At 61.4% G+C, this 22,507-nt stretch carries 19 protein-coding genes; 15 read left to right on the top strand and 4 right to left on the bottom strand.

What is annotated here, in order from left to right; all coding sequences use genetic code 11:
* The first annotated feature begins 76 nt into the window (after positions 1-76).
* The 11 genes from ndk to AC4PR2_RS13685 all read left to right on the top strand — a co-directional run bounded on the left by ndk (position 77) and on the right by AC4PR2_RS13685 (position 11,070).
* Positions 77-502, top strand: coding sequence for a nucleoside-diphosphate kinase (ndk, locus tag AC4PR2_RS13735; protein WP_004941424.1), 426 nt, complete (start codon positions 77-79; stop codon positions 500-502).
* A 237-nt stretch (positions 503-739) separates the two neighbouring features.
* Complete coding sequence (rlmN, locus tag AC4PR2_RS13730; RefSeq protein ID WP_004941426.1) at positions 740-1,936, top strand: dual-specificity RNA methyltransferase RlmN; 1,197 nt, start codon at positions 740-742, stop codon at positions 1,934-1,936.
* A gap of 98 nt (positions 1,937-2,034) precedes the next feature.
* On the top strand, positions 2,035-2,784 hold the full coding sequence (gene pilW / locus AC4PR2_RS13725; protein ID WP_063990649.1) for a type IV pilus biogenesis/stability protein PilW: 750 nt from the start codon (positions 2,035-2,037) through the stop codon (positions 2,782-2,784).
* On the top strand, positions 2,774-3,748 hold the full coding sequence (gene rodZ, locus AC4PR2_RS13720) for a cytoskeleton protein RodZ (protein ID WP_492175234.1): 975 nt from the start codon (positions 2,774-2,776) through the stop codon (positions 3,746-3,748). The genes pilW and rodZ overlap by 11 nt, the downstream gene beginning before the upstream one ends.
* A gap of 47 nt (positions 3,749-3,795) precedes the next feature.
* Positions 3,796-4,917 (top strand): flavodoxin-dependent (E)-4-hydroxy-3-methylbut-2-enyl-diphosphate synthase, encoded by a 1,122-nt coding sequence (gene ispG / locus AC4PR2_RS13715; protein ID WP_016929756.1) that lies wholly within the window; start codon positions 3,796-3,798, stop codon positions 4,915-4,917.
* 139 nt (positions 4,918-5,056) lie between these two features.
* Positions 5,057-6,331: a histidine--tRNA ligase gene (gene hisS / locus AC4PR2_RS13710; protein ID WP_060424931.1), complete on the top strand. Its 1,275-nt coding sequence runs from the start codon at positions 5,057-5,059 to the stop codon at positions 6,329-6,331.
* A 13-nt stretch (positions 6,332-6,344) separates the two neighbouring features.
* A complete protein-coding gene (locus AC4PR2_RS13705) occupies positions 6,345-6,965 on the top strand; it encodes a YfgM family protein (protein ID WP_033635592.1) in 621 nt (206 codons plus the stop codon).
* An 11-nt stretch (positions 6,966-6,976) separates the two neighbouring features.
* Complete coding sequence (bamB, locus tag AC4PR2_RS13700; protein WP_060424928.1) at positions 6,977-8,158, top strand: outer membrane protein assembly factor BamB; 1,182 nt, start codon at positions 6,977-6,979, stop codon at positions 8,156-8,158.
* Positions 8,159-8,289: 131 nt separating this feature from the next.
* On the top strand, positions 8,290-9,780 hold the full coding sequence (gene der / locus AC4PR2_RS13695) for a ribosome biogenesis GTPase Der (RefSeq protein WP_019452357.1): 1,491 nt from the start codon (positions 8,290-8,292) through the stop codon (positions 9,778-9,780).
* A gap of 99 nt (positions 9,781-9,879) precedes the next feature.
* Positions 9,880-10,836: an AEC family transporter gene (locus AC4PR2_RS13690; RefSeq protein WP_060424926.1), complete on the top strand. Its 957-nt coding sequence runs from the start codon at positions 9,880-9,882 to the stop codon at positions 10,834-10,836.
* Between the two features lie 12 nt (positions 10,837-10,848).
* Complete coding sequence (locus AC4PR2_RS13685; protein ID WP_060441129.1) at positions 10,849-11,070, top strand: zinc ribbon domain-containing protein; 222 nt, start codon at positions 10,849-10,851, stop codon at positions 11,068-11,070.
* Positions 11,071-11,074: 4 nt separating this feature from the next.
* Here AC4PR2_RS13685 and AC4PR2_RS13680 read toward each other — a convergent pair whose 3' ends face one another.
* From AC4PR2_RS13680 to AC4PR2_RS13670, 3 genes are all read right to left on the bottom strand, one after another.
* Positions 11,075-11,416, bottom strand: a complete 342-nt coding sequence (locus tag AC4PR2_RS13680; RefSeq protein ID WP_033635587.1) for a protealysin inhibitor emfourin — start codon at positions 11,414-11,416, stop codon at positions 11,075-11,077.
* The gene (locus AC4PR2_RS13675) at positions 11,416-12,441 is read right to left on the bottom strand and encodes a M4 family metallopeptidase (RefSeq protein WP_187322685.1); all 1,026 of its coding nucleotides are present in this window, start codon (positions 12,439-12,441) and stop codon (positions 11,416-11,418) included. The genes AC4PR2_RS13680 and AC4PR2_RS13675 overlap by 1 nt, the downstream gene beginning before the upstream one ends.
* 62 nt (positions 12,442-12,503) lie before the next feature.
* Positions 12,504-13,586, bottom strand: coding sequence for a LacI family DNA-binding transcriptional regulator (locus AC4PR2_RS13670; RefSeq protein WP_060424920.1), 1,083 nt, complete (start codon positions 13,584-13,586; stop codon positions 12,504-12,506).
* Positions 13,587-13,945: 359 nt separating this feature from the next.
* On the opposite strand from AC4PR2_RS13670, the gene AC4PR2_RS13665 reads away from it, so the two are divergent.
* Together AC4PR2_RS13665 and AC4PR2_RS13660 are read left to right on the top strand one after the other, a co-directional pair.
* Positions 13,946-15,256 (top strand): MFS transporter, encoded by a 1,311-nt coding sequence (locus tag AC4PR2_RS13665; RefSeq protein ID WP_492175228.1) that lies wholly within the window; start codon positions 13,946-13,948, stop codon positions 15,254-15,256.
* An 11-nt stretch (positions 15,257-15,267) separates the two neighbouring features.
* A complete protein-coding gene (locus tag AC4PR2_RS13660; RefSeq protein WP_492175226.1) occupies positions 15,268-17,634 on the top strand; it encodes a glycoside hydrolase family 31 protein in 2,367 nt (788 codons plus the stop codon).
* Between the two features lie 3 nt (positions 17,635-17,637).
* Here the strand turns inward: AC4PR2_RS13660 and xseA are convergent, their stop codons facing one another.
* Positions 17,638-19,014, bottom strand: coding sequence for an exodeoxyribonuclease VII large subunit (gene xseA, locus AC4PR2_RS13655; RefSeq protein WP_213873592.1), 1,377 nt, complete (start codon positions 19,012-19,014; stop codon positions 17,638-17,640).
* 170 nt (positions 19,015-19,184) lie between these two features.
* Between xseA and guaB the strand changes: the two genes are divergently transcribed.
* Together guaB and guaA are read left to right on the top strand one after the other, a co-directional pair.
* Positions 19,185-20,648, top strand: coding sequence for an IMP dehydrogenase (gene guaB / locus AC4PR2_RS13650; RefSeq protein ID WP_033635581.1), 1,464 nt, complete (start codon positions 19,185-19,187; stop codon positions 20,646-20,648).
* Positions 20,649-20,750: 102 nt separating this feature from the next.
* Entirely contained in the window at positions 20,751-22,328 is a 1,578-nt protein-coding gene (guaA, locus tag AC4PR2_RS13645; RefSeq protein ID WP_025303899.1) for a glutamine-hydrolyzing GMP synthase, read from the top strand.
* The last annotated feature ends 179 nt before the right edge of the window (positions 22,329-22,507 follow it).

The raw sequence follows: 22,507 nt of genomic DNA, 5'->3' as shown, positions 1-22,507 counted from the left end.
ACATATAATCTGCGCCACTTGAGAAGGCCGGCAACATTGCAGACCGGCCTGTTTTGGAAGTCATACAGAGGCCATCATGACCGTAGAACGTACCTTTTCCATCGTTAAACCAAACGCTGTAGCCAACAACGACATCGGCGCTATCTATGCGCGTTTCGAGCGCGCCGGTTTCAAAATCATCGCCGCTAAAATGCTGCGTCTGACTCGCGAGCAAGCTGAAGGCTTCTACGCTGAGCACAAAGGCCGCCCATTCTTCGACGGTCTGGTTGAGTTCATGACCTCCGGCCCAATCATGGTGCAGGTTCTGGAATCTGAAAACGCCGTGCAGCGCAACCGCGACATCATGGGCGCAACCAACCCGGACAACGCGCTGGCCGGTACCCTGCGTGCCGACTACGCGGACAGCTTCACCGCTAACGCCGTGCACGGTTCCGACTCCGTTGAATCTGCTCAGCGCGAAATCGCTTACTTCTTCAACGAAAGCGAAATCTGCGCACGTTAATCGTGCCGTTTCTGAGCTGATAGCCAGGCATTCACCGGCTGAAACAATAAAAATGCCCTGAATGCCTTTCAGCCGTAGCCACCCGCTACTAAAATTTGTACAATGCCGCGCCCCTGATAAGACGACTTGTCAGGGGCGTGTTTTTAGTGCCGCCACCCGAATCATGCGGGCTGAAATGCACAACTTACTGTCCATTCTTTAGCGCCATAACGTGTAATAACGAGGCCAGAGATCATTATGTTAGAACCCATCACGTCCGAGCACACCGTGTCTGAAAATAATTCGCTGACTACCCCCTCCGTTAACGTGGAGCAACCGGCTGCGGCCAAAATCAACCTGCTGGACCTGAACCGCCAGCAAATGCGCGAGTTCTTCGCCGAAATGGGCGAGAAACCGTTCCGCGCCGATCAGGTGATGAAGTGGATTTACCACTACTGCTGCGACGATTTCGAGCAGATGACCGACATCAACAAAGTCCTGCGCGGCAAGCTGCAGCGCGTGGCGGAAATCCGCGCGCCGGAAGTGGCGGAAGAACAGCGTTCGGCCGACGGCACCATCAAGTGGGCGATTAAAGTCGGCGATCAGCAGGTCGAAACCGTGTACATCCCGGAAGCCGACCGCGCGACGCTGTGCGTCTCCTCGCAGGTAGGCTGCGCGCTGGAGTGTAAATTCTGTTCGACGGCGCAGCAGGGCTTCAACCGCAACCTGCGCGTGTCGGAAATCATCGGCCAGGTGTGGCGCGCGGCGAAGATCATCGGCGCGCTGAAGGTGACCGGCCAACGCCCGATCACCAACGTGGTGATGATGGGCATGGGCGAGCCGCTGCTCAACCTGAACAACGTGGTGCCGGCGATGGAAATCATGCTGGACGACTTCGGCTTTGGCCTGTCCAAACGCCGCGTGACCCTGTCTACCTCCGGCGTGGTGCCGGCGCTGGACAAGCTGGGCGACATGATCGACGTGGCGCTGGCGATCTCGCTGCATGCGCCGAACGACACCATCCGCGATGAGATCGTGCCGATCAACCGCAAGTACAACATCGAGACCTTCCTGTCCGCGGTGCGTCGCTATCTGGAAAAATCCAACGCCAATCAGGGCCGCGTGACCGTCGAGTACGTGATGCTGGATCATATCAACGACAGCACCGACGATGCGCATCAGCTGGCGGAAGTGCTGAAAGACACGCCGTGCAAGATCAACCTGATCCCATGGAACCCGTTCCCGGGCGCCCCCTACGGCCGCAGCTCCAACAGCCGAGTGGATCGTTTCTCCAAGGTGTTGATGGAATACGGCTTTACGACTATTGTTCGTAAAACCCGTGGTGACGATATCGACGCCGCCTGCGGGCAACTGGCGGGTGAAGTGATCGACCGTACCAAGCGTACCCTGAAGAAGAAAATGGCCGGGGAACCTATCAACGTACGAGCGGTCTGAATCCTATAGCACCATTTTTTGTTATCTAACAGCCTGTTATGCGCAAGCGTGTCGCTGGCGGGCGTTAGCTGACGGCCGATAAGGAAATGAATGCGGGCATGAAGCTGAAACTGTGGGGTGTGTGGCTGGCGGCCGGGTTGTTGGCCGGGTGTTCCGGTTCAGCGCCGGAAAAGGAAGCACAAGTCTCTGAGGCGGGCCAGACGCGGTTGCAACTGGGCCTGGAGTACCTGCAGCAAGGCGACATGGACGCCGCGCGCCAGAACCTGGAAAAGGCGCTGGACGCGGCCCCGCAGGATTACCGCACGCAGTTGGGCATGGCGCTCTACGCGCAGCGGATCGGTGAAAATGCCGCGGCCGAACAGCGTTATCGGCAAGCGCTCAAACTTGCGCCAGGCAATGGCACCGTATTGAATAATTACGGTGCGTTTCTTTGCGGTTTAGGGCAGTATGTACCGGCGCAACAGCAGTTTAGCGCTGCGGCGCTGGCGCCCGATTATGGCCAGGTCGCCGACAGCCTGGAAAACGCAGGTTACTGTTTTCTCAAGGCCGGACAAAACGATGAGGCGCGCACGCTGTTGAGCCGCGCGCTGAAGGTCGATCCGGACAAAGGCACTCCGCTGTTGGCGGAGGCCGAAAAGCAATTTGGAGAAGGGAAGCGCGCCCAGTCGCAACTTTTATTGGATGTTTATCAGCATGTTCTGCCGGCCAGCGCCAGCAGCTTATGGTTACAGATTCGTTTCGCCGCGTTAGCCGGCCGTCAGGATAGCGTTCAACGCTATGGCAAGCAGCTAGCGCGAAGTTTTCCACAATCCAAACAGTACCAGCAGTTCTTAGCTAATGAATACTGAAGCCTCCCAAGATAAAACCGTATCCATGACGACGGGCCAGCGCCTGCGTCAGGCCCGTGAGCAACTCGGGCTGAGCCAACAGACCGTTGCAGAACGCCTGTGTCTCAAAATGTCCACCGTGCGCGATATCGAGGAAGACAGCGTGTCTGCTGACCTCGCGTCCACCTTCGTGCGCGGCTACATCCGTTCCTACGCCAAGCTGGTGCATTTGCCGGAAGACGAACTGCTGCCGATGCTGGCCAAGCAGGCGCCGTTGAAGATGGCGAAAGTGGCGCCGATGCAAAGCTTCTCGCTGGGCAAGCGCCGCAAGAAACGCGACGGCTGGCTGATGAGCTTCACCTGGCTTATCGTGTTCGTGGTGATCGGCTTGACCGGCGCCTGGTGGTGGCAAAACCACAAGGCCCAGCAGGAAGAGATCGCCACCATGGCCGATCAGTCCTCCGCGCAGCTTTCACAGAATAACGAAGGGCAGTCCGTGCCGCTGACCGACGGCAACGCCGACGCCGGCACCAACGTGCCGTTGACCGACAACAGCGCTGCGCCGGCCGATGCCGGCGCAGCGGCTCAGGCACCGGCGGCTACCGCTCAGGTGCCGGGCACGGCTCAGCAGCAGCCTGCCGTGGTGTCGCCAAGCCAGACTACCCTGCCGGAAATCACCCCGGCGGCACAAGCGCCGCTGCCGACCGCCGATGCGGGCGTGGCTGCGCCGGCGGCCGATCCGAACGCGCTGGTAATGGACTTCTCCGCCGACTGCTGGCTACAGGTGAGCGACGCGAGCGGTAAAACGCTGTTCAGCGGCACCCAGAAGAAGGGCGGCAAGCTGAACCTGGCCGGCACTGCGCCGTATAAGTTGACCATCGGCGCGCCGGCGGCAGTACAGATCCAGTATCAGGGTAAACCGGTTGATTTAAGCCGGTTCGTTAAGTCAAACCGTGTTGCTCGCCTGACCGTCGCCGCGCAGTAATCGCGCGGCCCCGGTCGTGATGTCAGAGCAGCAATGGAGAGTAAGTAATGCATAACCAAGCGCCCATCAACCGTCGAAAATCTACACGCATTTACGTCGGCAAGGTGCCTATTGGTGATGGCGCGCCGATTGCCGTGCAGTCGATGACCAACACCCGTACCACCGATGTTGAAGCAACGGTTAATCAGATCAAAGCGCTGGAGCGCGTGGGCGTCGACATCGTCCGCGTTTCGGTTCCTACCATGGACGCCGCCGAGGCGTTCAAGCTGATCAAGCAGCAGGTCAACGTGCCGCTGGTCGCCGATATCCATTTCGATTATCGCATCGCGCTGCAGGTTGCCGAATACGGCGTAGACTGCCTGCGCATCAACCCGGGCAACATCGGTAACGAATCGCGCATTCGCTCGGTGGTGGACTGCGCCCGCGACAAGAACATCCCGATTCGCATCGGCGTCAACGGCGGCTCGCTGGAGAAAGACCTGCAGGAAAAGTACGGCGAACCGACGCCGGAAGCGCTGCTGGAATCTGCCATGCGCCACGTGGACATCCTCGATCGCCTCAACTTCGATCAGTTCAAGGTCAGCGTCAAGGCGTCGGACGTGTTCCTGGCGGTGCAGTCTTACCGCCTGCTGGCCTCGCGCATCGATCAGCCGCTGCATTTGGGCATCACCGAAGCCGGCGGCGCACGCAGCGGGTCGGTCAAATCGGCCATCGGCCTGGGCATGTTGCTGTCTGAAGGCATCGGCGACACCCTGCGCATCTCGCTGGCGGCGGACCCGGTTGAAGAGGTGAAGGTCGGTTTCGATATCCTGAAGTCGCTGCGCATTCGCGCGCGCGGCATCAACTTCATCGCCTGCCCGACCTGTTCGCGTCAGGAATTCGACGTGATCGGCACGGTGAACGCGCTGGAGCAGCGCCTGGAAGACATCATCACGCCGATGGACGTTTCGATCATCGGCTGCGTGGTGAACGGCCCGGGCGAAGCGCTGGTGTCCACCATGGGCGTGACCGGCGGCCACAAGAAGAGCGGCTTCTATGAAGACGGCGTGCGCCAGAAAGAGCGTTTCGACAACGAACAGATGATCGACCAGCTGGAAGCGAAAATTCGCGCTAAGGCCGCGATGATGGACGAAAGCAACCGCATCACGGTCAACCTGCTGGAAAAATAAGCGTTATTGCTACACGGCGGGCCTGTTGGCCCGCTTGTTTATGAACCTGAAGGGCAGAAAACCGCATCCGCGTTGAATACCGGGCGGCAAAGTCCCTATAATCAGGTTCATTTTTACAGACAACGGACAGAGAACTCACGTGGCAAAGAACATTCAAGCCATTCGCGGCATGAACGACTACCTGCCGGAAGAAACGGCATTATGGCAGCGTATTGAAGGCACCCTCAAGCAGGTGCTGGGCAGCTACGGTTACAGCGAAATCCGGTTGCCGATTGTAGAGCAGACCCCGTTATTCAAACGCGCGATCGGCGAAGTGACCGACGTCGTGGAAAAAGAGATGTATACCTTCGAAGACCGCAACGGCGAAAGCCTGACGCTGCGTCCGGAAGGGACGGCTGGCTGTGTGCGCGCCGGCATCGAACATGGTCTGCTGTACAATCAGGAACAGCGTCTGTGGTACATCGGCCCGATGTTCCGCTACGAGCGCCCGCAGAAGGGCCGCTACCGTCAGTTCCATCAGCTGGGCGCGGAAGTGTTCGGCCTGCAAGGCCCGGACATCGACGCCGAGCTGATCCTGCTGACGGCCCGCTGGTGGAAAGCGCTGGGCATCGCCGAGCACGTCAAGCTGGAGCTGAACTCCATCGGTTCTCTGGAGGCGCGCGCCAACTACCGCGACGCGCTGGTGGCGTTCCTGGAGCAGCACGTCGAGGTGCTGGACGAAGACTGCAAACGCCGCATGTACAGCAACCCGCTGCGCGTGCTGGATTCCAAAAATCCTGAGGTGCAGGCGCTGTTGAACGACGCGCCGCGCCTGTCCGAGTACCTGGACGAAGAATCCCGTGCTCACTTCGCCGGTCTGTGTGAACTTTTGGCGCAGGCAGGTATCCCATATACCGTTAACGAGCGCCTGGTGCGCGGTCTGGATTACTACAACCGCACCGTGTTTGAGTGGGTAACCACCAGCCTGGGCGCGCAGGGCACCGTCTGCGCGGGCGGCCGTTACGACGGCCTGGTCGAGCAATTGGGCGGCCGTGCTACCCCGGCGGTCGGTTTCGCCATGGGCCTCGAGCGCCTGGTGTTGCTGGTGCAGGCGGTTAACCCGGAATTCAAGGCGCCGTCGGCTATCGACGTGTACGTCATCTCTTCCGGCGCGGGCACCCAGAGCGCGGCGATGCAGCTGGCTGAACAGGTGCGCGACGCGGCGCCGCAGCTGAAGCTGATGACCAATTACGGCGGCGGCAACTTCAAGAAGCAGATCACCCGTGCGGACAAATGGGGCGCGCGCATCGCGCTGATCCTGGGTGAGAGCGAAGTGGCGGCGCAGCAGGTGGTGGTGAAAGACCTGCGCAGTGGTGAACAAGAAACGCTGGCGCAAGGCGAAGTCGCTGCGCGTCTGGCTTTGATGTTAGGTTAAGGAGAAGGACACCGTGGAAGTCTATACCACTGAAAACGAACAAGTCGACGCACTGCGTCGGTTCTTTGCCGAGAACGGCAAAGCGCTGGCGGTGGGCGTGGTGCTCGGAATTGGTGCCCTGGTTGGCTGGCGTTACTGGCAGAGCCATGAAAACTCCAACATGATGGCTGCGTCGCAATCCTATCAGGAAGCCAGCGATCGTCTGGCGGCCGGCAAGCCGGATGACGTGGCTGCCGCGGAGAAATTTGTCCAGGCTAACGGCAACAGCTACGGCGTATTGGCCGCGCTGCAGTTGGCCAAGCACTTTGTCGAACAGAATGATTTCGCCAAGGCGGAACAACAACTGGCGCTGGCGCAGGGCCAGACCAAAGACGACAACCTGTTGGCAATGATCGATCTGCGTCTGGCGCGCGTCCAGCTGCAGGAGAAAAAGCTGGATGAAGCGCTGAAAACGCTGGATGGCGTGAAAGGCGAAGGCTGGGCGGCGATGATGCAGGATGTGCGCGGCGATGTGCTGCTGGCCAAGGGCGACGCCAAGGGCGCGCGCGAAGCTTACAGCAAAGGCATTGAATCCAACGCTTCTCAGGCGCTGCAGGTTCTGCTGCGCATGAAATTGAATAACTTGTCCAGCTAAGGGGAATTCCCATGCAATTGCGTAAAACACTCTTGGTCGGACTGGTTTCCGCTGCCTTGCTGAGTGGTTGCTCGCTGTTTAACAGCGAAGAAGACGTGGTTACCATGTCGCCGTTGCCGAAAGTTGAAAATCAGTTTACGCCGAACAAGGCGTGGAGCACCTCGGTGGGCGACGGTATCGGTGAGTATTACTCCCACCTGCGTCCGGCTTATCAGGACAGCACCATTTACGCCGCCGATCGCTTCGGCATCGTGAAAGCGATGGACGCCGACAGCGGCAACGAGAAGTGGAAGGTCAATCTCTCCGAGAAGACCGGTTTCTTCTCCAGCAACCTGTCTGCGCTGCTGTCGGGCGGCCTGACGGTCGCGGGTGACAAGGTTTACGTCGGCAGCGAAAAAGCGGTGGTTTACGCATTGAACACCGCCGACGGCGCCATCGCCTGGCAGACCAAAGTGGCCGGCGAAGCGATCTCCCGTCCGGTTGTCAGCGACGGCATGGTGTTGGTGCACACCTCCAACGGCATGCTGCAGGCGTTGAACGAGGCCGACGGCGCGGTAAAATGGACGGTTAACCTGGACATGCCTTCGCTGTCGCTGCGCGGTGAATCCGCGCCGGCCGTCGCCTTTGGCGCCGCCATCGTCGGCGGTGACAACGGCCGCGTCAGCGCCGTGCTGATGCAGCAGGGTCAACTGATCTGGCAACAGCGCATTTCTCAGCCGAGCGGCGCGACCGAAATCGATCGCCTGAACGACGTGGACACCACGCCGGTGATCGTTGACGGCGTGGTCTACGCGCTGGGTTACAACGGCAACCTGACGGCGCTGGATCTGCGTTCCGGTCAGATCATCTGGAAACGCGAGCTGGGTTCGGTGAACGATTTCATCGTCGACGCGGGCCGCATCTACCTGATCGACCAGAACGATCGCGTCGTCGCGCTCAGCACTGAAGGCGGCGTGACCGTGTGGACGCAGAGCGATCTGCTGCACCGCAACCTGACGCCGCCGGTGATGTATAATGGTTATCTGGTGACCGGTGACGCCGAAGGCTATCTGCACTGGATCAACACCACCGATGGCCGTTTTGTCGCCCAGCAGGAAGTGGACAGCTCCGGCTTCCTGTCTGCGCCGATGGTGGCCGGCGACAAGCTGGTCATCCAGGCTCGCGGCGGGAAAGTTTACGCTTTCACCCGCTAACGCCGCTCGTCGCAAGGCTTGAAAACGGCTCCTGAATGTTCAGGGGCCGTTTCGTATTTTTATAAGCTGCACCGCTGGTGTCTATCCACAGTGCAGTAACGCATTGATTATTAAGTAATGAGGCTTCAACAATGATACCTGTCGTCGCGCTGGTCGGGCGCCCGAATGTGGGTAAATCCACCTTGTTCAACCGTTTAACCCATACGCGCGATGCGCTGGTGGCGGATTTCCCGGGGCTGACGCGTGACCGCAAGTATGGTCGTGCTGAAATCGAAGGCAATGAATTCATCATCGTCGATACCGGCGGTATCGACGGCACCGAAGACGGCGTCGAAACGCGCATGGCCGGTCAGTCGCTGCTGGCGATCGAAGAGGCGGATATCGTGCTGTTCATGGTCGACGCCCGCGCCGGCCTGATGCCGGCGGATCAGGGCATCGCTCAGCACCTGCGCAGCCGCCAGAAGGCGACCTTCCTGGTGGCCAACAAGACCGACGGCCTGGATCCGGATACCGCCACCGCCGATTTCTACTCGCTCGGCCTGGGTGAAGTGTTCGCTATCGCCGCTTCCCACGGCCGTGGCGTGACCCAACTGATCGAACACGTGCTGGTGCCGTTCGTGCCGGAAAAACCGGAAGACGTCGAGCTGACCGAGGAAGAGGCCAACGCCGCTTACTGGGCCGAGCAAAACGGCGAAACGCTGGAAGGCGAAGAAGACGAAGAGCCGGAAGAAGAGTTCAACCCGCAGGATCTGCCGATCAAACTGGCGATCGTCGGTCGTCCGAACGTTGGTAAGTCTACGCTTACTAACCGCATCCTCGGCGAGGAGCGCGTGGTGGTGTATGACATGCCGGGCACCACCCGCGACAGCATCTACATTCCGATGGTGCGCGACGAACGCGAATATGTGCTGATCGACACCGCCGGGGTGCGTAAACGCGGCAAGGTGACCGAAACCGTCGAGAAGTTCTCGGTGATCAAAACCCTGCAGGCGATTGAAGACGCCAACGTCGTGCTGCTGGTGATCGACGCGCGTGAAGGCATCTCCGATCAGGATCTCTCGCTGCTCGGCTTTATCCTCAATAGTGGGCGCTCACTGGTGATTGCGGTCAACAAGTGGGACGGTATGAGCGAAGAAGATCGCGAGCACGTGAAAGAGATGCTCGACCTGCGTCTGGGCTTCGTCGACTTCGCGCGCGTGCACTTCATTTCCGCGCTGCACGGCAGCGGCGTCGGCAACCTGTTCGAATCGGTGCAGGAAGCCTACGAGTGCGCAACCCGCCGCGTAAATACCTCGATGCTGACCAAAATCATGCAGATGGCGGTTGACGATCACCAGCCGCCGTTGGTGCGCGGCCGCCGCGTGAAGCTGAAATATGCCCACGCCGGCGGTTACAACCCGCCGATCGTGGTGATCCACGGCAACCAGGTCAGCGATCTGGCCGATTCGTACAAACGCTATCTGATGAACTACTTCCGCCGCTCGCTGAACGTGATGGGGACGCCGATCCGCATCCAGTTCAAAGAGGGGGACAACCCGTTCGCCGGCAAACGCAACCTGCTGACGCCGACCCAGATGCGTAAGCGCAAGCGCCTGATGAGCCACCTGAAAAAGAGCAAGTAATCGCTCATGTGGGGCGCGGCAGTGATGCCGCGCCCCTTTTTTATTGGCCCGAAATCGTTTTATTATCTGAAGATTACCTCGCCTGCCTGAAGGAACACCATGTCCTGGGAAACCTGGAGTTTTGCGTTTAACGTCACCGTGCCGAATCTGTTGATGATGCTGCTGGGGATCCTGCTGCGCCATTGGCGCCTGATGGATGACCGCTTTGTCGACGGCGCGACCCGCCTGGTGTTCAATCTGGCGCTGCCGTGCCTGCTGTTTTTCAGCATCGCCACCAACCACCCGCAGCTGCTCGGCAACCTGCCGCTGGTGCTGTTTGGCGCGGTCGGCACGCTGGCGACCTTCCTGCTCTTGGAGCTGGCCGCCAAGTGGCTGGTGAAAGAGCCGCGTGAGCGCGGGGTGTTCGTACAGGGCGGTTTCCGCGCCAATACCGCCATCGTCGGCCTGGCCTACGCCATGACCGCCTATGGCAGCGAAGGGATTGCGCTCGCCTCGCTGTACCTGACGGTGACGGTGATCCTGTTCAACATACTGTCGGTCATCACCCTCACGCGCAGCCTGCAGGGCGGGCAGGGCAAGAAAATCAGCCACCTGTCTTTGCTGCGCAGCATCGTTACCAATCCGCTGATCATTGGCCTGGTGTGCGGGCTGCTGTATGCGCAAACCGGGCTGGGCATCCCGGCCGTGATCCGCCAGACCGGCAGCTATATTTCCGCGCTGTCGCTGCCGCTGGCGCTGCTGTGCACCGGCGCCAGCCTGGATTTTCGCGCCATGTTCCGCTCGTCCAACGTGGCGGCGCTGTCGTCGGCGGCCAAGCTGTTTCTGGTGCCGTGCCTGATGACGCTGGCCGGCTGGCTGTGCGGGTTTCAGGGGGCGGCGCTGGGCATTATCTTCCTGTTTTCCGCCACGCCGACCGCTTCGGGCAGCTATGTGATGACGCGCGCCATGGGCGGCAACGCCACGCTGGCGGCCAACATTATCGCCATCACCACCGTCGGTTCGTTCTTCACCACCGCGTTGGGGATCTATTTCTTGCGCTCATGGGGCGCGATTTAACCTGGAGTCGTTATGGAAGCGCACTGTCCGCACTGCCGTCAGACCATGAAGTGGGTAGCGGGTCACTACCATTGTGAAGCCTGTCAGCACGATTATCGGCAGCTGGCGAGCTGCCCGGAGTGCGGGCAGCCGCTGCAAGAATTGAAAGCCTGCGGGGCGGTGGATTACCTGTGCCAGAACGGGCACGGGCTGATCTCCAAAAAACGGGTGAATTTCAGCTATCAGCCGCTGTAAGCCCTCACTCATCCACCTGGCCGGTTTTCCACAGATCCACCAGCGCCTGCGGCGCGCTGCTTTCCGGGATTAACAGCACGATCTCAGTGCTCAGGGTGGGGCTGGTGTAGTTGATTTGCACGCGGTAGTAGCGCTGGTCGCCGCAGCCGGGGGAGGTGGGCTGGCCTTCTTCCTGCGCATAGGGCAGCGTCTGGTTCAGCAACTGATTCAGGCGCTGCCGCTGCTCCGGCGTGATATCGGCCAGCGCGATGCGGCGCTGGCCCGCCAGTTTGGGAATGTAGGCGAAGCCCCCCTCGCGCGCCAGCTCAATGACCGTATCCTGATTGAGCGTCGGCAGCGGTTTCATTATTCCACCCCCACCTGATGCCAGGCTTGCTGCACCTTGTCCGCCACGCTCTGGTCGAAACGCGCTAGCGCATGTTTCACCGTGGCGCGGGCGAAGGTGGCGAAGTCGGCGTTTTGCGGCAGCGCTTTGTCGCACACCGTGTCATACCAGACGTAGCCGGCTTTCTCCCAGGCGAAGCCGCCCAGCGCCGTCGCCGCCAGGTAGAAGGCGCGGTTGGGGATACCGGAGTTGAGGTGCACACCGCCGTTGTCTTCCTTGGTCTGGATATAATCTTTCATGCTGGCGGGCTGCGGGTCTTTGCCCAGCAGCGGATCGTCGTAGGCGGTGCCGGGTGCCGACATCGAGCGCAGCCCTTTGCCTTTGATGCCCTTGGCGAGCAGCCCGGCGCCTATCAGCCAGTCGGCTTTATCGGCGGTTTGCTGCAGGTGGAACTGCTTGACCAACGAGCCGAATACGTCGGACAACGACTCGTTGAGCGCCCCGGACTGCTGGTAGTAGATCAGCCCGGCTTCGCTCTCGGTCACGCCGTGCGCCAGCTCGTGGCCGACCACGTCGATGGCGATGGTGAAGCGGTTGAAGATCTCGCCGTCGCCGTCGCCGAACACCATCTGCTGGCCGTTCCAGAAGGCGTTCTGGTACTCCTTGCCGTAGTGCACGCTGCCAACCAGCGGCAGCCCCTGGTTATCCAGTGAATTGCGGCGGTAGGCCTGCCAGAAGAAATCGTAGGTGACGCCGAGATAGTCGTAGGCCTCGTCCACCGCCACGTCGTGGTTGCTGGGCTGGCCCTCTTTGCGCACCTGTTTGCCGGGCAGCTGGGTGCCGTTCTTGGCGTCGTAGATATCGCGGAGCGCTTCGCCGGCTCGGGCGTTTTTCTCGGTCGGCGAACGCAGCGGCTTGTTGCCGAGCAGGCTTTGCACGTGGTTCAGCGTGTGCAGCGCGCAGTCGCGCTGCGGGGCGTTGCCGTGTTCAATGATGCGGCGCAGCATGTAGGGAGGAATGACGGAACGCATGCGCTGGGCTGGCATAGTGGCTCTCCTTAGGCAAAAATTTTACCTCATCGAATGAATGCACTGTGCCTAAGTGTAGCCTACTCGTCATAAAGCCTGTGGTCATGCGTGCTCACCGCCGGCGCGGTCTTGTGCGGGCTGATGCGCCGCACCGAGGCGCGCACCGCCAGCCGGCCGTGCAGCAGCAGATTGCACGGCGGCGCGTCGGCGCGCAGCATGCGCCGCTGCAGCAGTTGGATCGCCTCGTAGCCCAGCTCATCGCGCGGAACCTGCACCGAGGTCAGCGGCACATCGTGGATTTCCGCCAGGTTGAAGCCGTCGGTGCTCATCACCGAGACGTCGCCCGGCACGCTCAGCCCCCGCTTGTTGAGCGCCTTGACCGCCCCGACCGCCATGTAGTCGCCGCCGGCCAGGATCGCCGTCGGCAGCGGGGAGTGGCCGAGGAGGCCGTCGAGATAGGTGGTCAGCGCCTGCTCGGCCTCTTCGCCGCCGAAGCCCGAGGTGGTGACCAGATGGCGGCCGTCGTCGAACGGCAAATGATGCCGGGCGTAGGCCTGCCGGATGCCCGCCAGCCGCAGCTCCATGGTGTGGCGGCGCAGACACTGCAAATTGAGGATATGGCTGTGCCCCTGCTGGAACAGGTAGCTGGCGGAGTAATCACCGATCAGCTGATGATCCGGTGAGACGCTGTCCAGCCGCATCTGCCGATCGCTGCAGTTGATCAGCACGCAGGGCTTGTGCAGATCGGCGGCCAGGGTGTGGATATGCTCGTCGTCGATGCCGATGATCAGCGCCGCTTCGGTGTGCGGGTCGCTCATCTTTTCCAGAAACAGCGCGCCGTCGCTGTGTTGCTCTTCCAGCCCGCAGTAGCGGATGCGCACCTCGTGCTCCATCAGCGCGGCGGCGATACCCTGAATGACCTTGTAGTAGAAGATGTCGGTGCGCACGTCGAACGCGCGCTGCGGCGCGAACACCATCACGTTGTTCAGCATCAGCCGGCCGCTGGAAATACCCTGCAGAATGCCGTTTTGCTGCGCACAGTCCAGCACCTTGCGGCGCGCCTCGGCGCTGGTGTTGGCCTTGCCCGCCAGCACGCGGGAAACGGTGCTGATCGACAACCCGGTTTGGCGAGCGATCTCCTGAATTTTCAGCTTTCCGTTCATTCTGTGATCTCCTTCAAATTCGTCCATGAGAATATTTTCACCGCGGATTTTCAGCGTCTTGACCGGCTTTCATGCCCATTATGACTATTTTTTCACCCGCCTGTGAAAATCTTTGCAAAAAACCCCGTTTCGCTACGCGCTCTCGCTGAGTAGTCTGCATTGGTACACCAATTTTAGCGACCTGTCAGTCCAATTTTAACGGTGTGCGAAAAAGAAAACAAAAAATAAATCATGGGGTTGTGATTGTCTGTCGGCCAATGATACGGCGCCGACCCGTTTTCACCGTCCCTTGTTTGATAGCACAACGTACCCTACTAAAACGCGCGTTGCCGTCGCCGGCGGCCGCGGGGAGAGAACCGATGAGTGTGGAGGTCAATCAGGCGGTCGCGCAGAGCGGCCGGCGCAAGTTCAAATCGCTGCGCTGGTGGATGCTGGCGCTGTTCTTGCTGGGCGTCACGGTCAACTACATCACCCGTAACTCGCTGGGCATTTTGGCGCCGGAGCTGAAAACCAGCCTGAACATGAGCACCGAGCAATATGCCTGGGTGGTGGCGTCGTTCCAGCTGGCTTACACGGTGTTTCAGCCGATCTGCGGCTGGCTGATCGACGTTATCGGCCTGAAGATGGGCTTTCTGATCTGCGCCGGCATTTGGGCGGTGGTATGCATGCTGCACGCCGGCGCCGGCAGCTGGCTGCAACTGGCCATTCTGCGCTTCTTCATGGGGGGCGCGGAGGCGGCGGCCACCCCGGCTAACGCCAAGGCGATCTCCGACTGGTTCCCGAAGAAGGAGCGGCCGATCGCCGCCGGCTGGGCGGGCGTCGGTTTCTCCATCGGCGCCATGCTGGCCCCGCCGATCATCGTCATCGCCCACGTCTCCTTCGGCTGGCAGGGCGCCTTCCTGTTCTCCGGCGGGCTGGCGCTGATCTGGGTGGTGCTGTGGTGGCTGTTCTACCACTCGCCGCAGCAGCACCCGAACCTCAGCCAGCAAGAGCTGGATCTGATCCGCGAAGACAACGAGCCGGTGCTGCCGAAGCTGCCGTTCCTCACCTCGTTGGCCAGCCTGTGCAAGAACAAGAAGTTCTACGGCATCGCCATCCCGGCCTTTCTCGCCGAACCGGCCTGGGCGGTCTTCAGCTTCTGGGTGCCGCTGTACCTGGCTACCGAACGCGGCATGGATCTGAAACAGATCGCGATGTTTGCCTGGCTGCCGTTCCTGGCGGCGGATATCGGCAGCGTCGCCAGCGGCTATCTCACCACCCTGTACCGCAAATGGTTCGGCTGCAGCCGCGTCAACTCGGTGGTCGCCAGCTCGGTGACCGGCGCTTTCCTGATGGTGTCGCTGGCGTTCGTGGCGATCACCCAAGATCCCTATGTGGCGATCGCGCTGATCTCGATCGGCGGCTTCGGCCATCAGGTGATCTCCTGCATGCTCAGTGCGCTGGTGGTGGAGTCGTTCGATAAAAACCAGATGGCGACGGTCAATGGTATGCGCGGCTCCAGTGCCTGGATCGCCAGCTTCCTGTTCACGCTGCTGATCGGCGCGGTATCCGACACCATCGGCTTCAACCCGCTGTTCATCGCCATGGGTTTCTTCGACCTGATCGGCGCCCTGTTCCTGATTGCCCTGATCGCCGAACGCGGCGGTAAGAAAACACCTTCACACAGCTAAGTGGAATGCTTATGAAAACCTTGAAAAACTGGACGTTGGCGGCGCAGCATGCCGACCACGTTGAGCTGCTGGTCGATGAACGCCACCGTTTCTGCCTGTACGTGCTGGAAAACGATCTGTTCCGCGTGTTGATCAAACGTGAGGGCGAGCTGGCGCTGGATCGCACCTGGAGCATCGCGCTGCAGGAGGATGTGCCCTGGGAGGGGCGCGATCGGCTCAGCGTCGTCGGCTTCAGCCTGCCGGGCTATCAGCTGCGCCAGGAGGGCGATCGGCTGGTGGTCAGCACGCCGCGGCTGCGTGTGACGGTTCATCAGCCGCTGTGGCTGGAATGGGAGTACTGCAACGCCGCCAGCGAATGGCGGTCGCTGGCAGCGGACCGGCCGACCAGCGCCTACCTGCTCAATGCGCACGGCGACGGCGTGGCGCACTACCAGCGCCGTTTCGCCGATGAGCGCTATTACGGCCTGGGGGAAAAAGCCGGCGATCTGGAACGCACCGGCCGCCGCTTCGAGATGCGCAATCTGGACGCGATGGGCTACAACGCCGCCAGCACCGACCCGCTGTACAAACACATTCCGTTTACCATCACCCGCGGGCCGGAGGCGAGCTTCGGCCTGTTCTACGACAACCTGAGCAACTGCTGGCTGGATCTGGGCAACGAGATCGACAACTACCACGCGGCCTATCGCCGCTATCAGGCCGAAGCGGGCGATCTGGATTACTACCTGTTCCTCGGGCCGAAGGTAGTGGACGTCACCAAGGCCTTCGTGCGCCTGACCGGCCGCACCCACTTCGGGCCGAAGTGGAGCCTGGGCTACAGCGGCTCGACCATGCACTACACCGACGCGCCGGATGCCCAGCAGCAGCTGCAGCAGTTCATCGCGCTGTGCCGTCAACACGCCATTCCCTGCGACTCCTTCCAGCTGTCGTCGGGCTACACCTCGATCAACAACAAGCGCTACGTGTTCAACTGGAATTACGACAAGGTGCCGCAGCCCAAGCAATTGAGCCAGGCGTTTCACGACGCCGGTCTCAGGCTGGCGGCTAACATCAAGCCGTGCCTGCTGCAGGATCACCCGCAGTATCAGGCGGTGGCGGCGCAGGGGCTGTTTATCCGCGATTCGCAAAGCGACGCGCCCGAGCGCTCCAGCTTCTGGGACGATGAGGGATCGCATCTCGACTTCACCAACCCGGCGGCGGTGCGCTGGTGGCAGCAGGGCGTCACGCAGCAGCTGCTGGAGATGGGCATCGACTCGACCTGGAACGACAACAACGAATACGAAGTGTGGGACGGTGAAGCGCGCTGCCACGGTTTCGGGCGGCCGATTGCCATCAAGCACATCCGCCCGGTGATGCCGCTGCTGATGATGCGCGCCTCGATGGAGGCCCAGCAGCGCTTCGCACCGCAGAAGCGGCCGTATCTGATCTCGCGCTCCGGCTGCGCCGGCATGCAGCGCTACGTGCAGACCTGGAGCGGCGACAACCGCACCAGCTGGCAGACGCTGCGCTACAACATCCGCATGGGGCTGGGCATGAGCCTGTCCGGGCTGTATAACCTCGGCCACGACGTCGGCGGCTTCTCCGGCGACAAACCGGACGCGGAGCTGCTGGTGCGCTGGGTGCAAAACGGCGTGATGCATCCGCGTTTCACCATTCATTCCTGGAACGACGACGCCACGGTCAACGAGCCCTGGATGTACCCGGCCGCCACCCCGGCGGTGCGCGAGGCGATCAACCTGCGTTACCGGCTGCTGCCGTATTTCTATACCCTGCTATGGCAGGCCTGCGCCGACGACGAGCCGATGCTGCGCCCGACCTTCCTCGATCATGAACAGGATGCGCGCACCTTCGGCGAGAGCGACGATTTTCTGATCGGTCGCGATCTGCTGGTGGCCAGCGTAGTGGAGCCGGGGCAGCGCCGGCGTTCGGTGTATCTGCCGGACAACGGTGAGGGCTGGTACTGCTTCTACAGCGGCCAGTGGTTCGGCGGCGGCCAGACGGTGACGCTGGCGGCGCCGCTGGAGCGTCTGCCGCTGCTGGTGCGCGCCGGGGCGGCGCTGCCGCTGTCGCAGCGGTTGGCGCATGTGGACGTGGCCGCCGACGATCGGCGCGAGCTGCGGCTGTTTCCGCTCAAGGGCTGCGGTGCAAGTAGTGGGTTGTTGTTTGAGGACGACGGTGAAAGCGAAGGCTGGCGGCAGGGCGATGCGCTGTGGCTGCGCTGGGAAATGCGCTGCGACAATCAGCGCATCATGCTGGATATCACGACGGAAGGGCGTTTCCGCCCGGCCTGGCGCACGTTGGCGCTCAGCCTGCCGGAAGGCGAGACGCGCGCGCTGTGGGTAAACGGCGAACCGGGCGAGCGTTTTACGCTGGAGTAGGGGTTACTCGGCCGCGCGTTTCTTGCGCGGCTTCTTGGCGACGGTGATGGTTTTCACCTCGCTTTCCACCCAGCCGTCCTGCAGGCGGGTTTTCAGCAGTTCGCCGACCTGCGCCTGTTTGGTGGTTTTCAGCAGCTCACCGCGCGGGGTTTGCGTCACGCTGTAGCCGCGCGCCAGCGTCGCCAGCGGGCTGACGGTTTCCAGCTGGCTGCAGGCCACGCCGAAGCGCTGGCGGTAGGCGTTGAGCTGCCGCTCCATCGCCTGCTGCAGGCGGTATTCCTGCTGCTGTACGCGCTGTTGGTAGCGGTGAATGCGGCCCTGCGGCTGCACCTGCGCCAGCCGCTGCTGGGCGCGTTCGCTGCGGCGGGCGGCCAGGCGCAGCTGTTGCTGCATGCCGTCTTCCATCCGGCGCTGCAGCTTGAACAGCAGCGTCTGCTGGCGCGCCAGGCGTAGATGCGGATGCTGCTGCTGTAAACGGTGGTGAATGCGGGTGAACTGCTGCTGGCGCTGCGCCAGATAGTAATCCATCGCCATCTCCAGCCGCTGCTGCTGCGACTGCAGCTGGCGCAACAGCTCAAGCTGATTGCGGCTGACCAGTTCGGCGGCGGCGGAAGGGGTCGGCGCGCGCAGATCGGCGACGAAATCGGCGATGGTGACGTCGGTTTCATGGCCGACGGCGCTGACGATCGGAATGCGGCTGGCGAAGATCGCCCGTGCCACGCGTTCGTCGTTGAAGCTCCACAGATCTTCCAGCGAACCGCCACCGCGGCCGACGATCAGCACGTCGCATTCGTCGCGGCGGTTGGCGGTCTCGATGGCGCGCACGATCTGCATCGGCGCTTCTGCGCCCTGCACCGAGGTGGGGTAGATGACGATCGGCAGCGACGGATCGCGCCGCTGCAAGACCTGCAGAATATCGTGCAGCGCCGCGCCGCTGGCGGAGGTGATCACCCCGACGCTTTTGGCCGGGGCGGGCAGCGGCTGCTTGAACTGCTGATCGAACAGCCCTTCGGCGCTCAGGCGCTGTTTCAGCTGCTCGAACTGTTGCTGCAGCAGGCCGTCGCCGGCGGGCTGCATGCTCTCGGCGATCAGCTGGTAGTCGCCGCGCGGTTCATACAGCGTGATGCTGGCGCGCACCAGGACCTGCTGGCCGTTTTGCGGCCGGAAGGTGACGCGGCGGTTGCTGTTGCGGAACATTGCGCAGCGCACTTGGGCGCGGTCGTCTTTCAGCGTGAAATACCAGTGGCCGGAGGCGGGCTGGGAGAGGTTGGAGATCTCGGCGGAGAGCCAAATCTGCCCCATTTCCATTTCCAGCAGTTGGCGAACCGTCTGATTGAGGCGGCTTACGGTAAAAATGGAAGGCGAAACAGGTAGCGACATGTGACCCAGATCAAATTTCAAAACAATCACTTAATTGGTCGATACTACATGGCTGAAAAAGGTAATCAAGACTTTTTGCAAGAAAGTGCTGGAGGCAACCGATTCCGCTCTGTATAATGCCGCGGCAATATTTTATCTTTTTCACAGCCCACCCTGGTGAGATATTGCCCATGCTACGTATCGCTAAAGAAGCTCTGACGTTTGACGACGTCCTCCTGGTTCCAGCCCACTCCACGGTTCTGCCTAACACCGCAGAGCTCGGCACTCAACTGACCAAAACCATCCGCCTGAACATCCCTATGCTGTCCGCAGCCATGGATACCGTTACCGAATCCGGCCTGGCCATCGCGCTGGCGCAGGAAGGCGGCCTGGGCTTCATCCACAAAAACATGTCCATCGAGCGCCAGGCTGAAGAAGTCAGCCGCGTGAAGAAACATGAAAGCGGCGTAGTTACCGACCCGCAGACCGTTACCCCATCCACCACGCTGCAGGAAGTGAAAGAGCTGACCGCCCGCAACGGCTTCGCCGGTTACCCGGTCGTCACCGAAGACAACGAGCTGGTTGGCATCATCACCGGCCGCGACGTGCGCTTCGTGACCGATCTGACCCAGCCGGTCACCGCGGTCATGACGCCAAAAGATCGCCTGGTCACCGTGAAAGAAGGTGAAGCGCGCGACGTGGTGCTGCAGAAGATGCACGAAAAGCGCGTAGAAAAAGCGCTGGTGGTGGATGACAGCTTCCACCTGCTGGGCATGATCACCGTTAAAGACTTCCAGAAAGCGGAACGTAAGCCGAACGCGTGTAAAGACGAGCACGGCCGTCTGCGCGTAGGCGCGGCGGTCGGCGCCGGCGCCGGCAACGAAGAGCGCGTTGACGCGCTGGTGGCGGCAGGCGTTGACGTCCTGCTGATCGATTCCTCGCACGGCCACTCCGAAGGCGTGCTGCAGCGCATCCGCGAAACCCGCGCCAAATACCCGGATCTGCAGATCGTCGGCGGCAACGTCGCGACCGCTGCGGGCGCCAAAGCGCTGGCTGAAGCCGGCGTGAGCGCGGTGAAAGTGGGTATCGGCCCAGGCTCCATCTGCACCACCCGCATCGTGACCGGCGTGGGCGTACCGCAGATCACCGCCATCGCCGACGCGGTGGAAGCGCTGGAAGGCACCGGCATCCCGGTTATCGCCGATGGCGGCATCCGCTTCTCCGGCGACATCGCCAAAGCGATCGCCGCGGGCGCATCCTGCGTGATGGTCGGCTCCATGCTGGCGGGCACCGAAGAATCCCCGGGCGAAATCGAGCTGTATCAGGGCCGTTCGTTCAAATCTTACCGCGGCATGGGCTCGCTGGGCGCGATGTCCAAAGGCTCTTCCGACCGTTACTTCCAGACCGATAACGCTGCCGACAAACTGGTGCCGGAAGGTATCGAAGGCCGCGTGGCCTATAAAGGCATGCTGAAAGCCATCGTGCACCAGCAGATGGGCGGCCTGCGCTCCTGCATGGGCCTGACCGGCTGCGCCACCATCGACGATCTGCGCACCAAGGCGGAGTTCGTGCGCATCAGCGGCGCCGGCATTCAGGAAAGCCACGTGCACGACGTGACCATCACCAAAGAGTCGCCGAACTACCGCATGGGCTAATGCCTTAACCTCTCCTGAGTGAGAGGCCGGGGTGGGGCGTTAAGCCCCATCCCGAAACACACATTTTCGCTCTTTTTCTCTTGTTGCTGGAATTCGCCTCACATGACACAAAATATCCATAAGCATCGCATCCTGATACTGGACTTCGGTTCGCAATACACCCAACTGGTCGCCCGCCGCGTGCGCGAAATCGGCGTTTACTGCGAACTGTGGGCCTGGGACGTTAGCGAAGAGCAGATCCGCGAATTCAACCCAAGCGGCATCATCCTGTCCGGCGGCCCGGAAAGCACCACCGAAGCCGGCAGCCCGCGCGCCCCGGACTACGTGTTCAACGCCGGCGTGCCGGTGCTGGGCGTGTGCTACGGCATGCAGACCATGGCGATGCAGCTGGGTGGCCATGTGCAGGGTTCCAACGAACGCGAGTTCGGCTACGCGCAGGTGGAAATCGTCAAAGAGAGCGCGCTGCTGCGCGACATCGAAGACGCCATCAGCCCGGCCGGCAAACCGCTGCTGGACGTGTGGATGAGCCACGGCGACAAAGTGACCGCGATCCCGTCCGACTTCGTGACCATCGCCAGCACCGACACCTGCCCGTTCGCCATTATGGCCAACGAAGAAAAACGCTTCTACGGCGTGCAGTTCCACCCGGAAGTGACCCACACCCGTCAGGGCCAGCGCATGCTGGAGCGTTTCGTACTGGACATCTGCCAGTGTGAAGCCCTGTGGACCCCGGCCACCATCATCGAAGATGCGGTTGAGCGCATCCGCGAGCAGGTGGGTGAAGACCACGTGATCCTCGGCCTGTCCGGCGGCGTCGACTCCTCCGTGACCGCGATGCTGCTGCACCGCGCCATCGGCAAACGCCTGACCTGCGTGTTCGTCGACAACGGCCTGCTGCGCCTGAACGAAGCCAAGCAGGTGATGGAAATGTTCGGCGACCACTTCGGCCTGAACATCGTGCACGTCGAAGCGGAAAACCGCTTCCTGACCGCACTGGCGGGCGTGGATGAGCCGGAAGCCAAGCGTAAAATCATCGGCCGCGTGTTCGTTGAAGTGTTCGACGAAGAAGCCTGCAAGCAAGAGCAGGTGAAATGGCTGGCACAGGGCACCATCTACCCGGACGTGATCGAATCCGCCGCTTCCGCCACCGGCAAAGCGCACGTGATCAAGTCGCACCACAACGTGGGCGGCCTGCCGAAAGAGATGAAGCTGGGCCTGGTCGAGCCGCTGAAAGAGCTGTTCAAAGACGAAGTGCGCAAGATCGGCCTGGAGCTGGGCCTGCCGTACGACATGCTGTTCCGTCACCCGTTCCCGGGCCCGGGTCTGGGCGTGCGCGTGCTGGGCGAAGTGAAGAAAGAGTACTGCGATCTGCTGCGCCGCGCCGACGCCATCTTCATCGAAGAGCTGCACAAGGCCGACCTGTACAACAAAGTCAGCCAGGCGTTCACCGTGTTCCTGCCGGTGCGTTCGGTCGGCGTGATGGGCGACGGCCGCAAATACGACTGGGTGGTCTCCCTGCGTGCGGTAGAAACCATCGACTTCATGACCGCGCACTGGGCGCACCTGCCGTATGACTTCCTCGGCCGCGTCTCCAACCGCATCATCAACGAAGTGGACGGCATCTCCCGCGTGGTGTACGACATCAGCGGCAAGCCACCGGCGACGATTGAGTGGGAGTGATTTAACACTTCCTGCAGCCTGTTCGTAACTAGGCCGTAGTGACTAAGACCCTCTGTTTTTACAGGGGGTTTTTCTTTATTTGGCCATATCTTTTCCGCCATGCTTCCAGCCTTGGGTAAAGCCGAACATTGTTTGTGGTCGAAATATGGCCTATGTTCAGACCTTGGTATGATTGATAG

The organism is Serratia sp. A07 (genome assembly GCF_058725505.1).
Note: the sequence above shows the minus strand (reverse complement) of the source record. Positions and strands in the feature narration are given on the sequence as shown.